The sequence below is a fragment of the Rhodovulum iodosum genome (genome assembly GCF_041020385.1).
GTDB lineage: Bacteria > Pseudomonadota > Alphaproteobacteria > Rhodobacterales > Rhodobacteraceae > Rhodovulum > Rhodovulum iodosum.
Window position 1 is genome coordinate 485,500 of record NZ_JBEHHI010000001.1, and the last position, 16,332, is coordinate 501,831.

Below are 16,332 nucleotides of genomic sequence, written 5' to 3' on the forward strand. Positions count from 1 at the left end.
TTTTGCACCGCTGGCTTGTTTCGCCTGATGCGTCATCCGAAAGTCAGAAAGGGAGACATCGATACCCTGACCGCGATCAGGCTCGATCATGATTCATAGATTTCATATGCATTTTTGTTGATTCCAAGCCGGGCGCGGTGCTTGCCAGACCGCCCGGTGCGCCTTAAGCCTTGCCTGATCCAACCGAGAGGGCCTTTTTCGTGCTGGTTTACCGCCTGCTTCTGACGCTCGCCGCACCCGTTGTCGCGCTGCGCCTGGCGCGCCGGCGCGACGAGGCGGACGAGCGGCTGGGCGGCGGCGCCCCGGCGGCGGCACGCAAGGGTGCCACGATCTGGGTGCATGCGGCCTCGAACGGCGAGGCCGCGGCGGCCCGCCCGCTGATCGAGGCGATGCTGGCTTGCGACCCCAAATTGGCACTTGTGGTCACCTGCAACAGCGCCACGGGCCGGGCCCTTGTCGCGGGCTGGGGGCTGGCGCGGGTCACCGCGCGGCTTGCGCCGCTCGACTACCGGCGGGCGCTCAGCCGGTTCCTGGCCAACTGGCAGCCCGAGGCGCTGATCGTGATCGAGAACGAGCTTTGGCCGAACCGCCTGGCGATGATGGCCGATCTCAAGCGCCCCGTTCTGGTGCTGGGCGCGCGGATGTCGCCGCGCAGCCTGCGCCGCTGGCAGCGCTTTCCGTCCCTCGCCCGTGGGGTGATCGGGCGTCTTTCCTATGTCGCGCCTCAGGATGCGGCCTCGCGGGAACGGTTCCTGTCGCTCGGCGTCGACGAGGCGCGGCTGGGCCCGGTGGTCAGCCTGAAATCCGGCGCCGGCGCCCTGCCCTACGACGAGGCCGAGTATGCGAGCCTCCTGCCGCGCTTCCCGCACGAGGCGACGCTCCTGGCCGCCTCGACCCATGAGGGCGAGGAACGCGTGATCCTGCGCGGCTTTGCCCAGGCGCTGGCCCGGCGGCCGGCGATGCGGCTGATCCTCGCGCCCCGCCACCCGCGCCGCGCGCCCGAGATCGTCGAGATGATCAAGGCTCGGAACCTGACCTTCGCCCAGCGCAGCGCGGGCGAGGTGCCGGGCCCGGAAACGTCCGTCTATCTCGCCGACACGATGGGCGAGATGCCGCTGTGGTACGCCTTGGCCGGGATCACGTTCGTCGGCGGGTCGCTGGTGGACAAGGGCGGGCACACGCCGTTCGAGCCCGTCTCGCACGGGTCGGCGCTGCTGCACGGGCCACATGTTGCGAATTTCGCCGACGCCTATGCCGCGCTCGCCGCCGCCGGCGCCAGCCGCCGCGTCGACAGCGCCGACGCGCTGGCCGAGGCCTGTCTCGACCTCGACCGGGGCACCCGCGCGCGCATGGCCAAGGCCGCGGTCGCGGTGATCGTGCGGATGCAGGACAGCGAGGCCGGGCTTGCGCCGCTCGTGACGCGCATCGGCGAGCTTGCCGGCCTGCCAGCCCTTTCCGCCCATGCCGAAACCGGACCACGCCCATGACCCAGCCGCTTTTCAGCCGCGACTCGCTCGAGGCCGCTACCGCCCTCGTTCATTCCCGCATGCCCGCCACCCCGCAATACGCCTGGCCGCAACTGGCCGAGGCGACCGGCGCCGAGGTCTGGGTCAAGCACGAGAACCACACGCCCACCGGCGCGTTCAAGCTGCGCGGCGCTGTCACCTTCATCGACTGGCTGCGCCGGGCCCACCCGGAAGTGCCGGGCATCTGCACCGCCACCCGCGGCAATCACGGGCAGGGCCAGGCGCGCGAGGCGCGCGCGGCCGGGCTGACCGCAAAGGTCTACGTCCCCCACGGCAATTCGGTGGAAAAGAACGCCGCGATGCGCGGCTTCGGCGCCGAGCTGATCGAACACGGCGCGGATTTCGACACCGCCAAGACCGAGGCGATGCGCGTGGCCGCGGCCGAGGGGCTGATGCCCGTGCCGCCCTACCACCTGGAGCTGGTGCGCGGCGTGGCGAGCTACGCGTGGGAGCTGTTCCATTCCCGGCCCGATCTCGATGCCGTCTACGTGCCGATCGGCTGCGGCTCAGGCATTTGCGGCACGATCGCGGCGCGCGACGCCCTGGGGCTGAAGACGCAGATCATCGGGGTGGTCTCGCAAAACGCCGACTGCGCGAAACGCTCGGCCGAGGCGGGGCGGCTGGTCGAGACCGACAGCGCCCGGACCTTCGCCGACGGCATGGCGGTGCGGGTGCCGGTGAAAGAGGCGTTCGAGGTCTATTCCAAGGGGGCCGAGCGGATTGTGGCGGTCAGCGACGCGGAGGTCGCAGAGGCGATGCGCCTGATGTTTCGCGCCACCCACAACGTGGCCGAGGGGGCGGGGGCCGCGTCGCTGGCTGCGCTCTGCCAGGAAAAGGACCGGATGGCCGGCAAGAAGGTCGGCGTCATTCTGTGCGGCGGCAATGTCGATACCGGCTGGTTCGCCACCGTGCTGCAGGGCGGCGTGCCGACCCCTTAGGCAGGGCCTAGCGGGTAGCGCGCCAATTCCTCGTAGCGCGCACCGCCCGCGCCCAGATCGGAACGGTAAAGCGCGAAGTGATCCACCGCGAAGGGCGGCGCGGCGAAATCGGCGCGCATGGCCAGGTGGCGTTCCAGCCGCTCGGGATCGGCCAGCGGGCGGTTGATACGCGCCAGCGTCACATGGGGCACGAAGCGCCGCCGCTCCAGCGTCAGGCCCGCGCCGCGCGCGGCCTGTTCCAGCTTGGCCTGCAGGCGGGCCAGCCCGGGGCACTCGGCCGCGCCGGCATAAACCGCCCTTGGCTTGCCCCCGCCGAAGACGCCGAGGCCCCTGAGGCCCCTGAGGCTGACCTCGAAGCCCGGCATGCGCAACGCCTGCCACGCAAGGTGCACCTCCTCCAGCGCCGACTCCTCGATCTCGCCGAGGAAGACCAGCGTCAGGTGCAAATTCTCGGGCGGCACCAGCCGCGGCACCGGCAGGCCCTGCTGCACGATCATCAGTTCCATCCGTTGGGCCTGGGGGATGTCGAGCGCGGCGAAGGCGCGGATCATGGGGGCTCCCGTTTCTCAAGCGCCGCCAGGCGGTCGCGCAGCTCGTCGCGTAGCGGCCCCGGTCGCGGCGCGTCGCGCAGCGTGTCGAACCAGTGCGCGGGGGGCGCCTTGCCCCGGCGGCTGCCGGTCCAGGACAGGCCCCTCAGCACGGCCGCCCCAGCCTCGGGCAGGCGGTCGGGAATGTCGAGCCCGTTCAGCGTGGCCCAGACGCCCGTCCAGAGCCGGCCCACCGACCACGGGTTATAGCCGCCGCCGCCCAGCACCAGGTAGCGCGGGCTGAGAGGCGCCAGCGCCGCCACCACCGCCCAATGCGCGTTGTTCGACAGCGACAATCGGCTGAGCGGGTCTTCCTCCACCGCGTCGGCCCCGCATTGCAGCACCACCGCCTCGGGGCGAAAGGCCGCCACGCGGGGCAGGATCAGCCGGTCCAGCACCGCTGCCATCTCGGTATCGTTAAAGTCCCGCGGCACCGGCAGGTTGAACACGTTGCCGCCGCCGCGGTCCTGCAACCCGCCGGTAAAGGGCCAGCGCCGTTCCTCGTGGACCGAGATCATCAGCGTTTGGGGATCGTCGGCAAAGGCCACTTCCACCCCGTCGGGGTGGTGCGCGTCGATATCCACATAGGCGATACGCCCGACGCCCGCGCGCCTGAGCGACAGGATCGCCAGCACCGGGTCGTTGAGGTAGCAAAACCCACCGGCCCGCGCCGGCATCCCGTGATGGGTGCCGCCCGCCGGGTGGTAGATCACGCCGCCCTTTGCCAGCAGCTCTCCCGCCAGCAGCGACCCGCCGGCGCCGGTGGCGGGGCGGCGGTACATCTCTGGGAAAACCGGGTTGGACGGGGTGCCCAGCCCGTACCGGCCGCGCTCGGCCTCGCTGACCGCCTGCGCCGCCTCGGCGCGTTCGAGCGCCGCGATGTAGTCGGGGCTGTGCCACAGCGTCAATGCCGCAGGCTTGGCGCGGGGCGCGACGATGTAGCGGTCCGACGGCAGCCAGCCCAGCGCGCGGCTGAGGTCGAGCACCGTGGACACGCGCGGCACCCTGAGCGGGTGCCAGGCGCCATAGCCGGACCGGCGGAAGATCTCCGATCCGATCAGCCGGGGCACGCTCACTGCGCCAGCAACTGCTCGATCTTGCGGGTCAGTTTGGGCGCGGTGGGCTTGAGAAACGACCCGTAGGTCACGACGACCTCGCCGTCACCATCAAGCAGGACCTTGTTGAAGTTCCAACCCGGCTCCCACCGCTTCGACTTGGCCAGCCAGCGGTAGAACGGGTGCGCGCCCTTGCCCTTGACATGGGTGATCTCCGTCATCGGCAAGGTGAGGCCGAAATTGGTGTCGCAGAAATCCTTGACCTCTTGCTCGCTGGACAGCTCTTGCCGGAAATCGTCGGAGGGCACGGCAAGCACCAGAAGGCCCTTCGGCCCGTAGCGCTCGTGCAGCGTCTGCAGGTCATCGTATTGCGGGGTGAAGCCGCACCGCGAGGCGGTGTTGACCACCAGCACCGGGCGGCCTGCGTAATCGTCAAGCGAGATCTCGCCACCATCGATCGAGGCAAAGCTGAAGCTTTCGCGCGCCGACGACGGCAGGGCGGTGGCAATCACGATCATGAGGGCGGCAAACAGGCGCATCGGTGGCTCCGGCTGGTGACAGAACGTGAGGTATCGCTGCGAACGCGGCGGTCAAGCCCGCGACGGGCCGCGCCGGGCGTCTGCGGGCGCGCGCCGGGCCCTTGGGCGGATTTCGCATGCCGCTGCGCGGCGCAAAATTCGTGCCGGGCATACATTCGAAATCCCTTGGTGCGGGCGGCTGGCGGCGGCGCGACGCCGGGATGGGCGCGACGATCCAGACCGGCGGCTGCGTTGCATTTGGGCGGCATTTGCTTATCTACTGGGACATCCACGCCACGGGATTTCCGCGATGATCCGCTACAACCTCACCTGCGCGAAAGGCCACCGCTTCGACAGCTGGTTCCAGTCCGCCGACGCCTTCGACAATCTGATGGCGCGCGGCATGGTCAGCTGCGCGGTCTGCGGCGGCGGTGGGGTGGAAAAGGGGCTGATGGCGCCACGCGTCGCAACCGGCGAGGCCGGCACACCCGGCTCTGCGCCCCCCGAGCGGCCGCTTTCGGCCCCGGCCTCGCCCGCCGAACAGGCCCTGGCCGAACTGCGAAGGAAGGTGGAGCAAAACGCCGAGTATGTCGGCCTGCGCTTCGCGCAAGAGGCGCGCGACATCCATGACGGCGCGGCGCCCGAACGGCCGATCTACGGCGAGGCCCGGCTCGACGAGGCGAAAAAGCTGATCGACGAGGGCGTACCCGTCGCCCCCCTGCCCTTTGCGCCCCGGCGCAAGACCAACTGAACGGAACGCGGGGCATGTGCGTTTTCATCACCGGCGCGACCCGCGGCATCGGGCTGGAGCTTGTGAAAGGCTACGCCGCCGCCGGGCGGCCGGTCATCGGCACCTCGCGCGATGGCAGCGGGCCCGAGGTGGCCGGCGCGGAATGGGCGCATCTCGACGTGACCGCGCCCGGCAGCCACCGCGCGCTGGCCCGCACCCTCGACGGGCGGGCGGTCGATCTGCTGGTCTGCAATGCCGGCGTCTATCCAGACAAGGGCCAGAGCCTCGCCGACGGCTACCCGCCCGAGATGTGGGCCGAGACCTTCGCCACGAATGTGACCGGCGTGTTCCTGACGGTGCAGAGCCTGCTGCCCAATCTCCAACTGTCCGAGGCGCCCAAGATCGCGGTGATCTCGTCGCAGATGGGCTCTGACACGCGGGCGGCACAGCGGCGGGGGCCGGGCGGGTCTTACGTCTACCGCGCCTCCAAGGCCGCGGCGCTGAACCTGGGGCTGAACCTCGCCGCCGACCTGCGCGATCTGGGCATCGCGGTGGGCATCTACCATCCCGGCTGGGTGCGCACCGACATGGGCGGGGCGGGGGCCGAGATATCGGTGCAAGAGGCCGCCGCGGGCCTGAGCGCCCGCTTCGACGCGCTCAGCCTGGAGACCACCGGCTGTTTCGAAACCTGGGATGGCCGCGACCACCCCTATTGACCTTGCCCTCGCGCCGGGCTTCCCCTAGAGCGAGCCGGACCGGGAACAAGCGACAAACGGGGCGATCATGCCGCTTCTGGTGATGAAATTCGGCGGCACGTCCGTGGCCGATCTGGCGCGGATCAAGAACGCCGCCGAAAAGGTGAAGCGCGAGGTCGAGCGCGGGCACGAGGTGATCGTCATCGTCTCGGCCATGTCGGGCAAGACCAATGAACTGGTCGGCTGGGTCGAGCAGACCTCGCCGATGTTCGACGCCCGCGAATACGACGCGGTGGTCAGCTCCGGCGAGAACGTCACCGCCGGGCTGATGTCGCTGACCTTGCAGGAAATGGACGTGCCGGCACGCAGCTGGCAGGGCTGGCAGGTGCCGGTGCAGACGACCTCGGCCCATTCCACGGCGCGGATCGAGGACATTCCGCGCGCCAATATCGACGCAAAATTCGCCGAGGGCATGAAGGTGGCGGTGATCGCGGGCTTTCAGGGGCTCAGCCCCGAGGGGCGTATCACGACGCTGGGCCGGGGCGGTTCGGACACCACGGCGGTGGCCTTTGCCGCCGCTTTCGACGCGATCCGCTGCGACATCTACACCGATGTCGACGGGGTCTACACCACCGACCCGCGGATCGAGGACAAGGCGCGCAAGCTGGACAAGATCGCCTTCGAGGAAATGCTCGAACTGGCCAGCCTCGGCGCCAAGGTTCTGCAGACCCGCTCGGTCGAGCTGGCGATGCGCTACAAGGTACGCCTGCGCGTGCTGTCGAGCTTCGAGGACAACGACGAACATTCGGGTACGCTGGTCTGCGACGAGGAGGACATCATGGAACAGAACGTGGTCTCGGGCATCGCCTATCAGCGCGACGAGGCGAAGATGACGCTGATCTCGGTCGCCGACCGGCCCGGCATCGCCGCCGCGATCTTCGGGCCGCTGGCCAGCGCGGGCGTGAATGTCGACATGATCGTGCAGAACATCTCGGAAGAGGGGCGCACCGACATGACCTTTTCCTGCCCGGTCAACCAGGTCGCCCGCGCCCAGAAGGCGATGGAGGATGCGCGCACCAATGGCGACATCAATTTCCACGAACTCGTCGCCGATACCGATGTCGCCAAGATCTCGGTCGTCGGCATCGGCATGCGCAGCCATGCCGGCGTGGCCTCGAAAATGTTCGACGCACTCGCCAAGGAGGGCATCAACATCAAGGTCATCACAACCTCCGAGATAAAAATCTCGGTTCTGATCGACCGGAAATATATGGAACTTGCGGTGCAAGCCCTCCATGATGCGTTCGGATTGGAACACGCAGCCTGACGGGGCCGGATGCCCGAGGAAACCGAAAGCGCCAGCCGCAAACTGCTCAGACGTTTGCGCGAAACCCTGGCCGAACCCGGCGCGGGGCAGGAACGGCTTGACCGCATCACATCGATCATCGCCGCGCAGATGGGGACCGATGTCTGCTCGATCTACCTGTTTCGTGACACCGACACGCTGGAGCTTTGCGCGACAGAGGGGCTCAAGCCCGAATCCGTGCACCAGACCCGGCTGAGGGTCGGCGAAGGGCTGGTCGGCCGGGTAGCCAAGACCACGCGGCCGATCAACACCGGCAACGCGCCGCAGGAGCGCGGCTTTCGCTACATGCCCGAGACCGGCGAAGAGATCTTCTCGTCCTTCCTCGGCGTGCCGATCCAGCGTCTTGGCGAACGGCTGGGGGTGCTGGTCGTCCAGTCGAAAGACGGCCGGCAGTATTCCGAAGACGAGCTTTACGCGCTGGAAGTCGTCGCCATGGTGCTGGCCGAGATGACCGAGCTGGGCGCCTTCGTCGGCGAGGGCGAGGCGCTGTCGGCGCTGCACCAGCGCCCGGCGATCTATCGCGGCACCGTCGCGCAAGAGGGTGTCGCGTCGGGCCATGTCTGGCTGCACGAGCCGCGGGTGGTCGTGACCAACCCCATCGCCGACGACCCCGACGCCGAGCTCGACCGCCTGAATCGCGCCGTAGACCAGTTGCGCGTTTCGGTCGACGAGATGCTGAACTCTGCATCCGACGGCGACAAGGAGCAGCTTCAGGTCTTGGAAACCTACCGGATGTTCGCCAATTCCCGCGGCTGGATGCGCCGCATGGAAGAGGATATCTCCCGCGGCCTGTCGGCCGAGGCCGCGGTGGAGAAAGAGCAATCGGCAGCGCGGGCGCGGATGCAGACCGTGCCCGACCCCTACCTGCGCGAGCGGCTGCACGATCTCGACGACCTGTCGAACCGCCTGCTGCGAATCCTCACCGGCCAGGGTGAAAAGACCGGGGCCGAGCGGCCCTCCGACCCGATCCTGATCGCGCGCAATATCGGCCCCGGAGAGTTGCTGGATTACGGCCGGTCGCTCCGCGGCATCGTGCTGGAGGAGGGCTCGGTCGGCAGCCACGCGGCGATCGTCGCCCGCGCGCTGGCAATCCCGCTGATCATCCATGCCGAGCGGATCACCACCGAGGCGCTGAACGGCGATTGCATCCTGGTCGATGGCGAACAGGGCACGGTGCACCTGCGCCCCGAGGAGACGGTGCAAAAGGCCTTTGGCGACAAGATGGCGATGCGGGCCAAGGCCCAGCGCCGCTACGCCTCGATCCGCAACAAGCCCGCCAAGACCACCTGCGGCCATGTGGTAGGGCTGCACATGAATGCCGGGCTGATGGCCGACTTGCCCTCGCTGGAGGGCTCGGGCGCCGAGGGGGTGGGCCTTTTCCGCACCGAGCTGCAGTTCCTGACCCGCTCCAAGGTGCCGCGCCGGTCCGAGCTTGCCGCGCTTTACGCCCGCGTCATGGATGCGGCCAACGGCAAGCGTGTGGTATTCCGCACGCTCGATATCGGCTCGGACAAGGTTGTGCCCTTCATGAAGCCCACCGAAGAGCCCAACCCGGCGATGGGCTGGCGGGCGATCCGGGTCGGGCTGGACCGGCCCGGCATGTTACGTATGCAGTTGCAGGCGCTGATCCGCGCGGCCGACGGGCGCCCGCTGACGGTGATGTTCCCGTTCATCGCGCAGCTCGACGAGTTCCGGCTGGCCCGCGACCACCTGCTGCGCGAGCTGGAGCGCGAGGAACGGCTGGGCCGCGTCCTGCCCTCGAAGGTCGATATCGGGGCGATGCTGGAAACCCCCTCGATCGCCTTCGCGCCGCGGCAGTTCTTCGAGATGGCCGATTTCATCTCGATCGGCGGCAACGACCTGAAACAGTTCTTCTTTGCCGCCGACCGCGAGAACGAGCGCGTGCGCCGGCGCTACGACACGCTGAACGTCAGCTTCCTGACCTTCCTCGAACAGATCGTGGAACGCTGCACCGACACAGGCACGCCGCTCTCCTATTGCGGCGAGGATGCGGGGCGGCCGGTCGAGGCGTTGTGCTTTGCCGCCATCGGCCTCAAGGCGCTGTCGATGCGCCCGGCCTCGATCGGGCCGGTCAAGCACATGCTCAGAAAGTCGAGCCTTGCCGAGGCGCGCGCGGTGATCGACGCGGCGCGGGCCTCGGGCGCACAATCGGTGCGGCCCGCGGTGATGGACTGGCTGAGGCGGCGCGACTGAGGCGCCTGAGCTTTGAGATCGGCGCGCGCGCCGCCCCCCGGCGGGTCATCACATCGTCGCCCGCGCACGCCTTACTGACCTCTCTCAAGGGTATTGCGAGACTGGCCGCGCAGACCCGAGGGGGCGGCGTAACCCCCACGGCTAGCCGCGCGCGGTCCGGAACGTGCCGGGCATGGCTCCGGCGCGGGGCCGCGATTTATCCCCGCACCTCCGCCGCCCGGGTCACCGGGCCCGAAACGCCGCTCCACGCGCCGGGCGCCAGCGCCAGGCCCAGCACCCGCTCGGGATTGGTGGGCGGCGGCATCTCGACGCCATCGAGCCTTTCGAATCCGAAACGGCCGTAATAAGGCGCATCGCCGATCAGCAGAACGCGCGCCCAGCCCAGCCCCGCCGCACGCTCCAGCGCCTCGCGCATGAGAAACGCGCCGACCCCCTCGCCCTGGTGGGTGGGGTGCACCGCGATGGGGCCCAGCAGCAGCGCCGGCGCCCCCCCGACCCGCACCGGCCAGAAGCGGATGGCGGCCATCAGGATGCCCGCCTCATCCCGCGCGGTCAGGCACAGCGCGGCCAGCGGCTCGACCCCGTCGCGCAGCCGGTAGGACGACAGCGCCTCGCGCCCCGGCGCAAAGCACAGGTCGTAAAGTGCCTCGACCTCCCACCAGTCCTCGCCCCGTTCCGTGTCGAGCCGGATCACCGCGCGCCCTCGCTTGCCTCTGGAAAGGCGGTTAGCACGGCGCTATCTCCGGAGCAAACGCCCGAAAGGAAAGCGATGTTCTACCGCCCTGCCGAAGGCCACGGCCTGCCCCACAACCCGTTCAACGCGGTCGTCACCCCCCGCCCCATCGGCTGGATCTCCACCCGCGCCGCGGACGGGTCGGAAAACCTCGCGCCCTATTCGTTTTTCAACGCGGTGGCCTACGTGCCGCCGCAGGTGATGTTTTCCTCGACCTCGGCCAAACCCGACCGCGACGGCACCAAGGACAGCGTCGCAAATATCCGCGAGACCGGGGTCTTTTGCGTCAACGTGGTGGAATACGCCATGCGCGACCCGATGAACCGCAGTTCGGGCCCCTGGCCGCGCGAGATCGACGAATTTACCGAGGCGGGCATCGAGCGGACCGATTGCGCCACCATCGCCTGTTCGCGCGTGGCCGGCGCGCCGGCCAACCTGGAATGCCGGCTGACCCAGATCGTCGAATTGCCCGGCGCGGCCAATTTCGCTGTCTTCGGCGAGGTCACCGGCATCCATATCCGCGACGACATCCTGGTGGACGGGATGGTGGACGTCACCCGCTACCGCCCGCTGGCGCGGATGGGCTATCGCGACTACGCGGTGGTCAACGAGGTGTTCGAACTCAGGCGTCCGGGCGAGTGAGGGCTCAGTGCCCGCCGCCCAGAACGCCGGTGCGCACCGAGTAGTTCGTGGCGATCTGGTAATCGGGGTCGTCGTCGGAATCGATCATCAACTGGCCCGCCTTGGTCAGCAACTGATGGCAGTCGCGGCTGAGGTGGCGCAGCTGGATCGTCTTGCCCGCGGCCTCGTATTTCTCGGCCAGCGCCTCGATCGCGGTCAGCGCCGACTGGTCGGCCACACGGCTGCCGGCGAAATCGACGATCACGCGGGCGGGGTCGGTCGCGGGCGTGAAAAGCTCCAGAAAGCCGTCGGTCGAGCCGAAGAAGAGCGGCCCCTCGATCTGGTACACCTTGGCGCCCTCGGGCGTCTCGTAGGTGCGCGCGTGGATGCGCTGGGCGTTCTGCCAGGCATATTCCAGCGCTGAGACGATGACGCCCACGACGACCGCGATGGCCAGGTCGTAGACCACGGTGGTGATCGTCACCAGCACGATGACCAGCGCATCTGCCTTGGGCACCTTGGTCATGATCATGAGCGACTGCCAGGCGAAGGTGCCGATGACGACCATGAACATCACGCCCACCAGCGCGGCCAGCGGGATCTTCTCGATCAGCGGCGCGGCCACGACGATGAAGGCCAACAGGAACAGCGCCGCCGAGATGCCCGACAGCCGTGTGCGCCCGCCCGATTTGACGTTGATCATCGACTGGCCGATCATCGCGCAGCCCCCCATGCCTCCGAAAAAGCCGGTCGCGGTATTGGCCACGCCCTGCGCGATGCACTCCTTCGAGGCGCCGCCGCGCTGGCCGGTGATCTCGCCCACCAGGTTCAGCGTCAGCAGGCTTTCGATCAGCCCGATGGCGGCCAGGATCAGCGCATAGGGAAAGATGATCTCCAGCGTCTCGAAGTTCAGCGGCACGGTGGGGATGTGAAACTGCGGCAGCCCGCCCTGGATCGAGGCGAGATCGCCCACCCGCGGCACGTCGATGCCGAAGACGATGACGATGGCGGCGACGATGCCGATGCCCGCCAGCGGCGCCGGGATCGCCCGCGTCAGCTTGGGCGTGGCCCAGATGATCGCCATGGTCAGCGCCACCAGCCCCAGCATAAGCGCCAGCGGCCAGCCGGTCATCCACTCGCCGCCCGGCGCCCCATGGGCCGACATCGTGACCGTGCCCGGCACCTTGAACTGCGCCAACTGCGCGAGGAAGATCACGATCGCAAGGCCATTCACGAAGCCCAGCATCACCGGGTGCGGCACCAGCCGGATGAACTTGCCCAGTTTGAAGAGACCGGCCAGCATCTGCAAAACGCCCATCAGCACCACGGTGGCAAACAGGTATTCGACGCCGTGATCGGCCACCAACGCCACCATCACCACCGCCAGCGCCCCGGTCGCCCCCGAGATCATCCCCGGCCGCCCGCCGATCAGCGCGGTGATCAGCCCCACCATGAAGGCCGCGTAAAGGCCGACCAGCGGGTGCACGCCGGCGACGAAGGCAAAGGCCACCGCCTCGGGCACCAGCGCCAGCGCGACGGTGAGACCGGCCAGCACCTCGATTTTAAGGACGGCCGGCGTCAGGTGGTCGGAGGCACGGCCAAGCTCGGGCAGCGAATACCGTTCGGCGAACGCCGCGAGAAGCGATCGGGGCATGTATAGATCCTAAGGCTGGGTCGGGTTACCCGCGGCTGATAGCGCAATCGCGCACCGGGCGAAACCGCCCTCTCGGCGAAAAGGCCCGATTGTGACGCACCCGACCCGCTGCGGCAGCGGCGCGGGTTTTCTTTTCCGCCCCGGTCCGTAAAAACGGGGAGCAACACGTCTTGGTAAAGGATTGATGCGGAATGGAACGGATGATCGGGGTGATCGGCGGCTCGGGCGTCTACGATATCGACGGGCTGGAGGACGCGCGCTGGCAGGCGGTCGACAGCCCCTGGGGCACGCCTTCGGACGAGATACTGACCGGACGGCTGGACGGCACAAAGATGGCCTTCCTGCCGCGTCATGGCCGCGGCCACGTGCTGTCGCCCTCGACAGTGCCCTACCGCGCCAATATCGACGCGCTGAAACGGCTGGGGGTCACCGACGTGGTCTCGGTCTCGGCCTGCGGCTCGTTCCGCGAAGAGATGGCGCCGGGCGATTTCGTCATCGTCGACCAGTTCATCGACCGCACATTCGCCCGCGAGAAAAGCTTTTTCGGCGCGGGCTGCGTGGCCCATGTCAGCGTCGCCCACCCCACCTGCGGCCGGCTGGCCGGGGCCTGCCTGTCGGCGGCCCGCGACGAGGGGATCAACGTGCACGAGGGCGGCACCTACCTGGCGATGGAAGGCCCGCAATTCTCGTCGCTGGCCGAGTCGAAACTCTACCGGGAAAACTGGGGCTGCGACGTGATCGGCATGACCAACATGCCCGAGGCCAAGCTCGCCCGCGAGGCCGAGCTTTGCTACGCCTCGGTCGCCATGGTCACCGATTACGACTGCTGGCACCCGGACCACGACGCGGTGGATGTGGGCGACATCGTCAAGACGCTGATGGGCAATGCCGACAAGGCCCGCGCGATGGTCGCACGCCTGCCCGCGCTGCTGGGCGCCCACAGCCCCTGCGACAAGGGCTGCGACCGGGCGCTGGAATACGCCATCCTGACCGCCCCCGAAAAGCGCGACGCGGCACTCTTGGCCAAGCTGCACGCGGTAGCGGGCCGGGTGCTGGGCGACTGACCGGCCGCGGGGGCTAGCTTTCCCCGTTTTCTTTCATGAACTTGCGGATGAAACCGCGGATTTCCCGCGCCGCGCTGGTGTCGAGCTCCTTGCAGAGCTCGACAAACGCGTCGCGTTCGCCCTTGTCCAGCCTCAGAACGAGCTGGCTGTTCTTCTTGCCGCCTTTGGCTGACGACTTCTTGTTCACGATCGCGCAACCCCTGAAACCTTGACAATCCGCGATACAATGTATATACACGACATATACCGCAGATAGGCTTTTTATGCGGCAACAATAACAGAAAGGAAACCGGAAATGTTGCTCCAATCCGCACAGGCAATGCTGATCAAGGATCGGATGGACTGGCGCAAGCCGCATCTCAAATGGATCGCGTCCAGGTATTACCGCCTGTTCCGTCAGGCAAAAACGAGCAGGGGCTAGGCCCCGCTTGCGGCATCGGGGGCCCTTGTCAGGCCCGGCGCCATCGGCCATGACGGGCCGGTGTGACCAGCCAGAGAGACCGCCGATGCCCCGTACCCAGACCGTCAAGGATTACATCCGCACCATCGTCGATTTCCCCCATGAGGGGATCATGTTCCGCGACGTGACCACGCTGTTTGCCGACCCGCGGGGCTTTCGCATGGCCATCGACCAGATGCTGCACCCCTATGCCGGCCAGCAGATCGACAAGGTCGTCGGGCTCGAGGCGCGCGGCTTCATCCTTGGCGGCGCCATCGCGCACCAGCTTTCCAAGGGCTTCGTGCCGGTGCGCAAGAAGGGCAAGCTGCCCGCGGCGACCATCGCCGAGGAATATAAGCTCGAATACGGCGAGGCGGTGGTCGAGATCCACGACGATGCGCTCAGCCCCGGCGACAATGTGCTGATCGTCGACGACCTGCTGGCCACCGGCGGCACCGCGGCCGCCGGCATCAAGCTGTGCGAACGCCTCGGCGCCGAGGTGATCGGCTGCGCCTTCATCGTCGACCTGCCCGATCTCGGCGGACGAACAAAGCTCGATGAGATGGGCATCGACGTGCACGCGCTCTGCGAATTCGCCGGCGCCTGATGGCGCGGGCGCGCTGACGCGCGCATTCGGGGTATTTTCACCAAGAAGAAGGGGAAAGGCAGCACGCTGCCCCTGGCTTCTTCTTGGCCCAAATACCCGATGGTCCTGCCCGTGCAGCCCGAACCGCCCTCAGCCTGACGCGCGCAGCACCGCGCCGGGGTTCATGATGCCAACCGGGTCGAGCGCCGCCTTGATCGCGCGCATCGCGGCCAGCTTTGCCGGGTCGCCATAGCGTTCGAGGTCGTCCACCTTGAGCCGCCCCACCCCGTGTTCGGCACTGACCGAGCCGCCCATCCCGTGCACCAGGTCGTAGATGCAGGTCTTGATCGCCGGGCGGAGGTGTTCGTAGTCGGCGCGGGTTTTGCCCGGCTGCGGGAAGACGTTGTAATGCAGGTTGCCGTCGCCCAGATGGCCGAAGCAGTTGATCCGGAAATCGCCGATCTCGGCCAGCGCCGGGCCGCCGCGGGCGATGAAGGCGGGGATCGCCGAGAGCGGCACCGAAATGTCGTGCGACGAGATCGCGCCGATCCGGCGGTTGGCCAGCGGAATGCTTTCGCGCACCGTCCAGAACTCGGCACGCTGCGCCTGCGACTGGGCGATCAGCCCGTCGGGGGCGAGCCCCGCCGCGTGGGCCTCGACGAAAAGCCCCTCGAGCGCCTCGGCCGGGTCCTGCGCGACGCCGAGACCGAGGTCGATCAGCACCATCCAGTCGGGCGGGTCGTCGAAGGGGCGGCGGATGTCGGGCAGGGTTTCGGCCAGGAAATCGAGCCCGGTGCGATGCATCAGTTCGAAGGCCGAGACACCGTCACCGATGCGCGCGCCGGTCATGGCCAGCAGATCGAGCGCGGCCTCGGGACCCGGCACCGCGAAGAGCGCGGCGCCGGTCTGCGCCGGGCGCGGGCTGAGCTTGAGCGCGGCGGCGGTGATGATGCCCAGCGTCCCCTCGGCCCCGATCAGAAGGTGGCGCAGGTCATAGCCGGTATTGTCCTTGCGCAGCCGCTTGAGCCCGTTCAGAACCGAGCCGTCGGGCAGCACCGCCTCGATGCCGAGGCACAGATCGCGGGCATTGCCGTAGCGCAGCACGTTGACCCCGCCGGCATTGGTGGCCAAGAGCCCGCCGATCCGCGCCGAGCCTTCCGAGGCGAGCGAGAGCGGGAACAGGCGGTCGGCGGCATCGGCGGCGGCCTGAACATCGGCCAGGATCGCGCCGGCCTCGGCCACCAGTACGTTTTCCGACGGGTAGACCGCGCGGAGCTTGCGCATCCGTTCCAGCGACAGAATGACCGGCGCCGGGCCGTCGGGCATGATCTGTCCGCCGACAAGGCCGGTGCCGCCGCCATAGGGCACGATCCCCACCCGGGCCTCGGCGCAGGCGCGCACGGTGGCGGCCACCTGGTCGGTCGTTTCCGGGGCGATCAGCAACCCGCCCTGCCCCGTATAGCGCCCGCGCGGCTCTTCGAGGTAGGCGGGCGCGAGGTCGCGGAATGCCGCCTCGGGCAGCGCCGCGCGCAGGCGGCGTTCCAATTCGGGGGTCACGGGGCTCAGCATCGGCGATCCTTTCGGCCCCGGTGAACCATGGGCCGCA

Annotated in this window: 17 protein-coding genes; 10 read left to right on the forward strand and 7 right to left on the reverse strand. The window is 68.4% G+C overall.

Annotated elements, in window-relative coordinates; translation table 11 throughout:
* The first annotated feature begins 170 nt into the window (after positions 1–170).
* Together Ga0609869_RS02360 and Ga0609869_RS02365 are read left to right on the forward strand one after the other, a co-directional pair.
* On the forward strand, positions 171–1,487 hold the full coding sequence (locus Ga0609869_RS02360) for a 3-deoxy-D-manno-octulosonic acid transferase (RefSeq protein WP_125408152.1): 1,317 nt from the start codon (positions 171–173) through the stop codon (positions 1,485–1,487).
* Positions 1,484–2,464, forward strand: a complete 981-nt coding sequence (locus Ga0609869_RS02365) for a threonine dehydratase (protein ID WP_125408150.1) — start codon at positions 1,484–1,486, stop codon at positions 2,462–2,464. The genes Ga0609869_RS02360 and Ga0609869_RS02365 overlap by 4 nt, the downstream gene beginning before the upstream one ends.
* Here Ga0609869_RS02365 and thpR read toward each other — a convergent pair.
* The 3 genes from thpR to Ga0609869_RS02380 are packed head-to-tail and all read right to left on the reverse strand — an operon-like array spanning position 2,461 to position 4,645.
* Positions 2,461–3,015 carry an RNA 2',3'-cyclic phosphodiesterase gene (thpR, locus tag Ga0609869_RS02370; protein WP_125408148.1) on the reverse strand — a complete coding sequence of 185 codons (555 nt, stop codon included), beginning with the start codon at positions 3,013–3,015 and terminating at the stop codon, positions 2,461–2,463. The genes Ga0609869_RS02365 and thpR overlap by 4 nt on opposite strands.
* Complete coding sequence (locus tag Ga0609869_RS02375) at positions 3,012–4,127, reverse strand: acetoin utilization protein AcuC (RefSeq protein ID WP_125408146.1); 1,116 nt, start codon at positions 4,125–4,127, stop codon at positions 3,012–3,014. The genes thpR and Ga0609869_RS02375 overlap by 4 nt, the downstream gene beginning before the upstream one ends.
* The gene (locus Ga0609869_RS02380; RefSeq protein ID WP_125408144.1) at positions 4,124–4,645 is read right to left on the reverse strand and encodes a glutathione peroxidase; all 522 of its coding nucleotides are present in this window, start codon (positions 4,643–4,645) and stop codon (positions 4,124–4,126) included. Before Ga0609869_RS02380 ends, Ga0609869_RS02375 begins: the two co-directional genes overlap by 4 nt.
* A 116-nt stretch (positions 4,646–4,761) precedes the next feature.
* Here Ga0609869_RS02380 and Ga0609869_RS02385 point away from each other — a divergent pair, with 116 nt between their 5' ends.
* From Ga0609869_RS02385 to ptsP, 5 genes are all read left to right on the forward strand, one after another.
* Entirely contained in the window at positions 4,762–4,938 is a 177-nt protein-coding gene (locus tag Ga0609869_RS02385; protein ID WP_170168866.1) for a hypothetical protein, read from the forward strand.
* Positions 4,935–5,375 (forward strand): DUF1178 family protein, encoded by a 441-nt coding sequence (locus tag Ga0609869_RS02390; RefSeq protein WP_125408142.1) that lies wholly within the window; start codon positions 4,935–4,937, stop codon positions 5,373–5,375. The genes Ga0609869_RS02385 and Ga0609869_RS02390 overlap by 4 nt, the downstream gene beginning before the upstream one ends.
* A gap of 14 nt (positions 5,376–5,389) precedes the next feature.
* Entirely contained in the window at positions 5,390–6,070 is a 681-nt protein-coding gene (locus Ga0609869_RS02395; protein ID WP_125408140.1) for an SDR family oxidoreductase, read from the forward strand.
* 67 nt (positions 6,071–6,137) lie between these two features.
* Complete coding sequence (locus Ga0609869_RS02400; RefSeq protein ID WP_125408138.1) at positions 6,138–7,376, forward strand: aspartate kinase; 1,239 nt, start codon at positions 6,138–6,140, stop codon at positions 7,374–7,376.
* 9 nt (positions 7,377–7,385) lie between these two features.
* Entirely contained in the window at positions 7,386–9,629 is a 2,244-nt protein-coding gene (gene ptsP, locus Ga0609869_RS02405; RefSeq protein ID WP_125408136.1) for a phosphoenolpyruvate--protein phosphotransferase, read from the forward strand.
* A gap of 196 nt (positions 9,630–9,825) precedes the next feature.
* Here the strand turns inward: ptsP and Ga0609869_RS02410 are convergent, their stop codons facing one another.
* Positions 9,826–10,323 carry a GNAT family N-acetyltransferase gene (locus Ga0609869_RS02410; protein ID WP_125408134.1) on the reverse strand — a complete coding sequence of 166 codons (498 nt, stop codon included), beginning with the start codon at positions 10,321–10,323 and terminating at the stop codon, positions 9,826–9,828.
* A gap of 75 nt (positions 10,324–10,398) precedes the next feature.
* On the opposite strand from Ga0609869_RS02410, the gene Ga0609869_RS02415 reads away from it, so the two are divergent.
* Entirely contained in the window at positions 10,399–11,004 is a 606-nt protein-coding gene (locus Ga0609869_RS02415) for a flavin reductase family protein (protein ID WP_125408132.1), read from the forward strand.
* A gap of 4 nt (positions 11,005–11,008) precedes the next feature.
* Here Ga0609869_RS02415 and Ga0609869_RS02420 read toward each other — a convergent pair whose 3' ends face one another.
* Entirely contained in the window at positions 11,009–12,637 is a 1,629-nt protein-coding gene (locus Ga0609869_RS02420) for a SulP family inorganic anion transporter (RefSeq protein WP_125408130.1), read from the reverse strand.
* Positions 12,638–12,828: 191 nt separating this feature from the next.
* Between Ga0609869_RS02420 and Ga0609869_RS02425 the strand changes: the two genes are divergently transcribed.
* Positions 12,829–13,701: an S-methyl-5'-thioadenosine phosphorylase gene (locus tag Ga0609869_RS02425; RefSeq protein WP_125408128.1), complete on the forward strand. Its 873-nt coding sequence runs from the start codon at positions 12,829–12,831 to the stop codon at positions 13,699–13,701.
* 13 nt (positions 13,702–13,714) lie between these two features.
* Here Ga0609869_RS02425 and Ga0609869_RS02430 read toward each other — a convergent pair whose 3' ends face one another.
* Positions 13,715–13,888: a hypothetical protein gene (locus Ga0609869_RS02430; RefSeq protein WP_170168865.1), complete on the reverse strand. Its 174-nt coding sequence runs from the start codon at positions 13,886–13,888 to the stop codon at positions 13,715–13,717.
* A 319-nt stretch (positions 13,889–14,207) separates the two neighbouring features.
* On the opposite strand from Ga0609869_RS02430, the gene Ga0609869_RS02435 reads away from it, so the two are divergent.
* A complete protein-coding gene (locus Ga0609869_RS02435) occupies positions 14,208–14,747 on the forward strand; it encodes an adenine phosphoribosyltransferase (protein ID WP_125408126.1) in 540 nt (179 codons plus the stop codon).
* Between the two features lie 129 nt (positions 14,748–14,876).
* On the opposite strand, the gene Ga0609869_RS02440 is transcribed toward Ga0609869_RS02435, so the two are convergent.
* The gene (locus tag Ga0609869_RS02440) at positions 14,877–16,295 is read right to left on the reverse strand and encodes an FAD-binding oxidoreductase (RefSeq protein ID WP_125408124.1); all 1,419 of its coding nucleotides are present in this window, start codon (positions 16,293–16,295) and stop codon (positions 14,877–14,879) included.
* Positions 16,296–16,332 lie beyond the last annotated feature (37 nt).

Bases quoted from the DNA above. Each gene is read 5' to 3' on its own strand.
- Ga0609869_RS02365 (WP_125408150.1), top strand. From the start codon at position 1,484: ATGACCCAGCCGCTTTTCAGCCGCGACTCGCTCGAGGCCGCTACCGCC.
- thpR (WP_125408148.1), bottom strand. From the start codon at position 3,015: ATGATCCGCGCCTTCGCCGCGCTCGACATCCCCCAGGCCCAACGGATG.
- Ga0609869_RS02380 (WP_125408144.1), bottom strand. From the start codon at position 4,645: ATGCGCCTGTTTGCCGCCCTCATGATCGTGATTGCCACCGCCCTGCCG.
- Ga0609869_RS02385 (WP_170168866.1), top strand. From the start codon at position 4,762: ATGCCGCTGCGCGGCGCAAAATTCGTGCCGGGCATACATTCGAAATCC.
- Ga0609869_RS02390 (WP_125408142.1), top strand. From the start codon at position 4,935: ATGATCCGCTACAACCTCACCTGCGCGAAAGGCCACCGCTTCGACAGC.
- Ga0609869_RS02395 (WP_125408140.1), top strand. From the start codon at position 5,390: ATGTGCGTTTTCATCACCGGCGCGACCCGCGGCATCGGGCTGGAGCTT.
- Ga0609869_RS02400 (WP_125408138.1), top strand. From the start codon at position 6,138: ATGCCGCTTCTGGTGATGAAATTCGGCGGCACGTCCGTGGCCGATCTG.
- ptsP (WP_125408136.1), top strand. From the start codon at position 7,386: ATGCCCGAGGAAACCGAAAGCGCCAGCCGCAAACTGCTCAGACGTTTG.
- Ga0609869_RS02415 (WP_125408132.1), top strand. From the start codon at position 10,399: ATGTTCTACCGCCCTGCCGAAGGCCACGGCCTGCCCCACAACCCGTTC.
- Ga0609869_RS02420 (WP_125408130.1), bottom strand. From the start codon at position 12,637: ATGCCCCGATCGCTTCTCGCGGCGTTCGCCGAACGGTATTCGCTGCCC.
- Ga0609869_RS02425 (WP_125408128.1), top strand. From the start codon at position 12,829: ATGGAACGGATGATCGGGGTGATCGGCGGCTCGGGCGTCTACGATATC.
- Ga0609869_RS02435 (WP_125408126.1), top strand. From the start codon at position 14,208: ATGCCCCGTACCCAGACCGTCAAGGATTACATCCGCACCATCGTCGAT.
- Ga0609869_RS02440 (WP_125408124.1), bottom strand. From the start codon at position 16,295: ATGCTGAGCCCCGTGACCCCCGAATTGGAACGCCGCCTGCGCGCGGCG.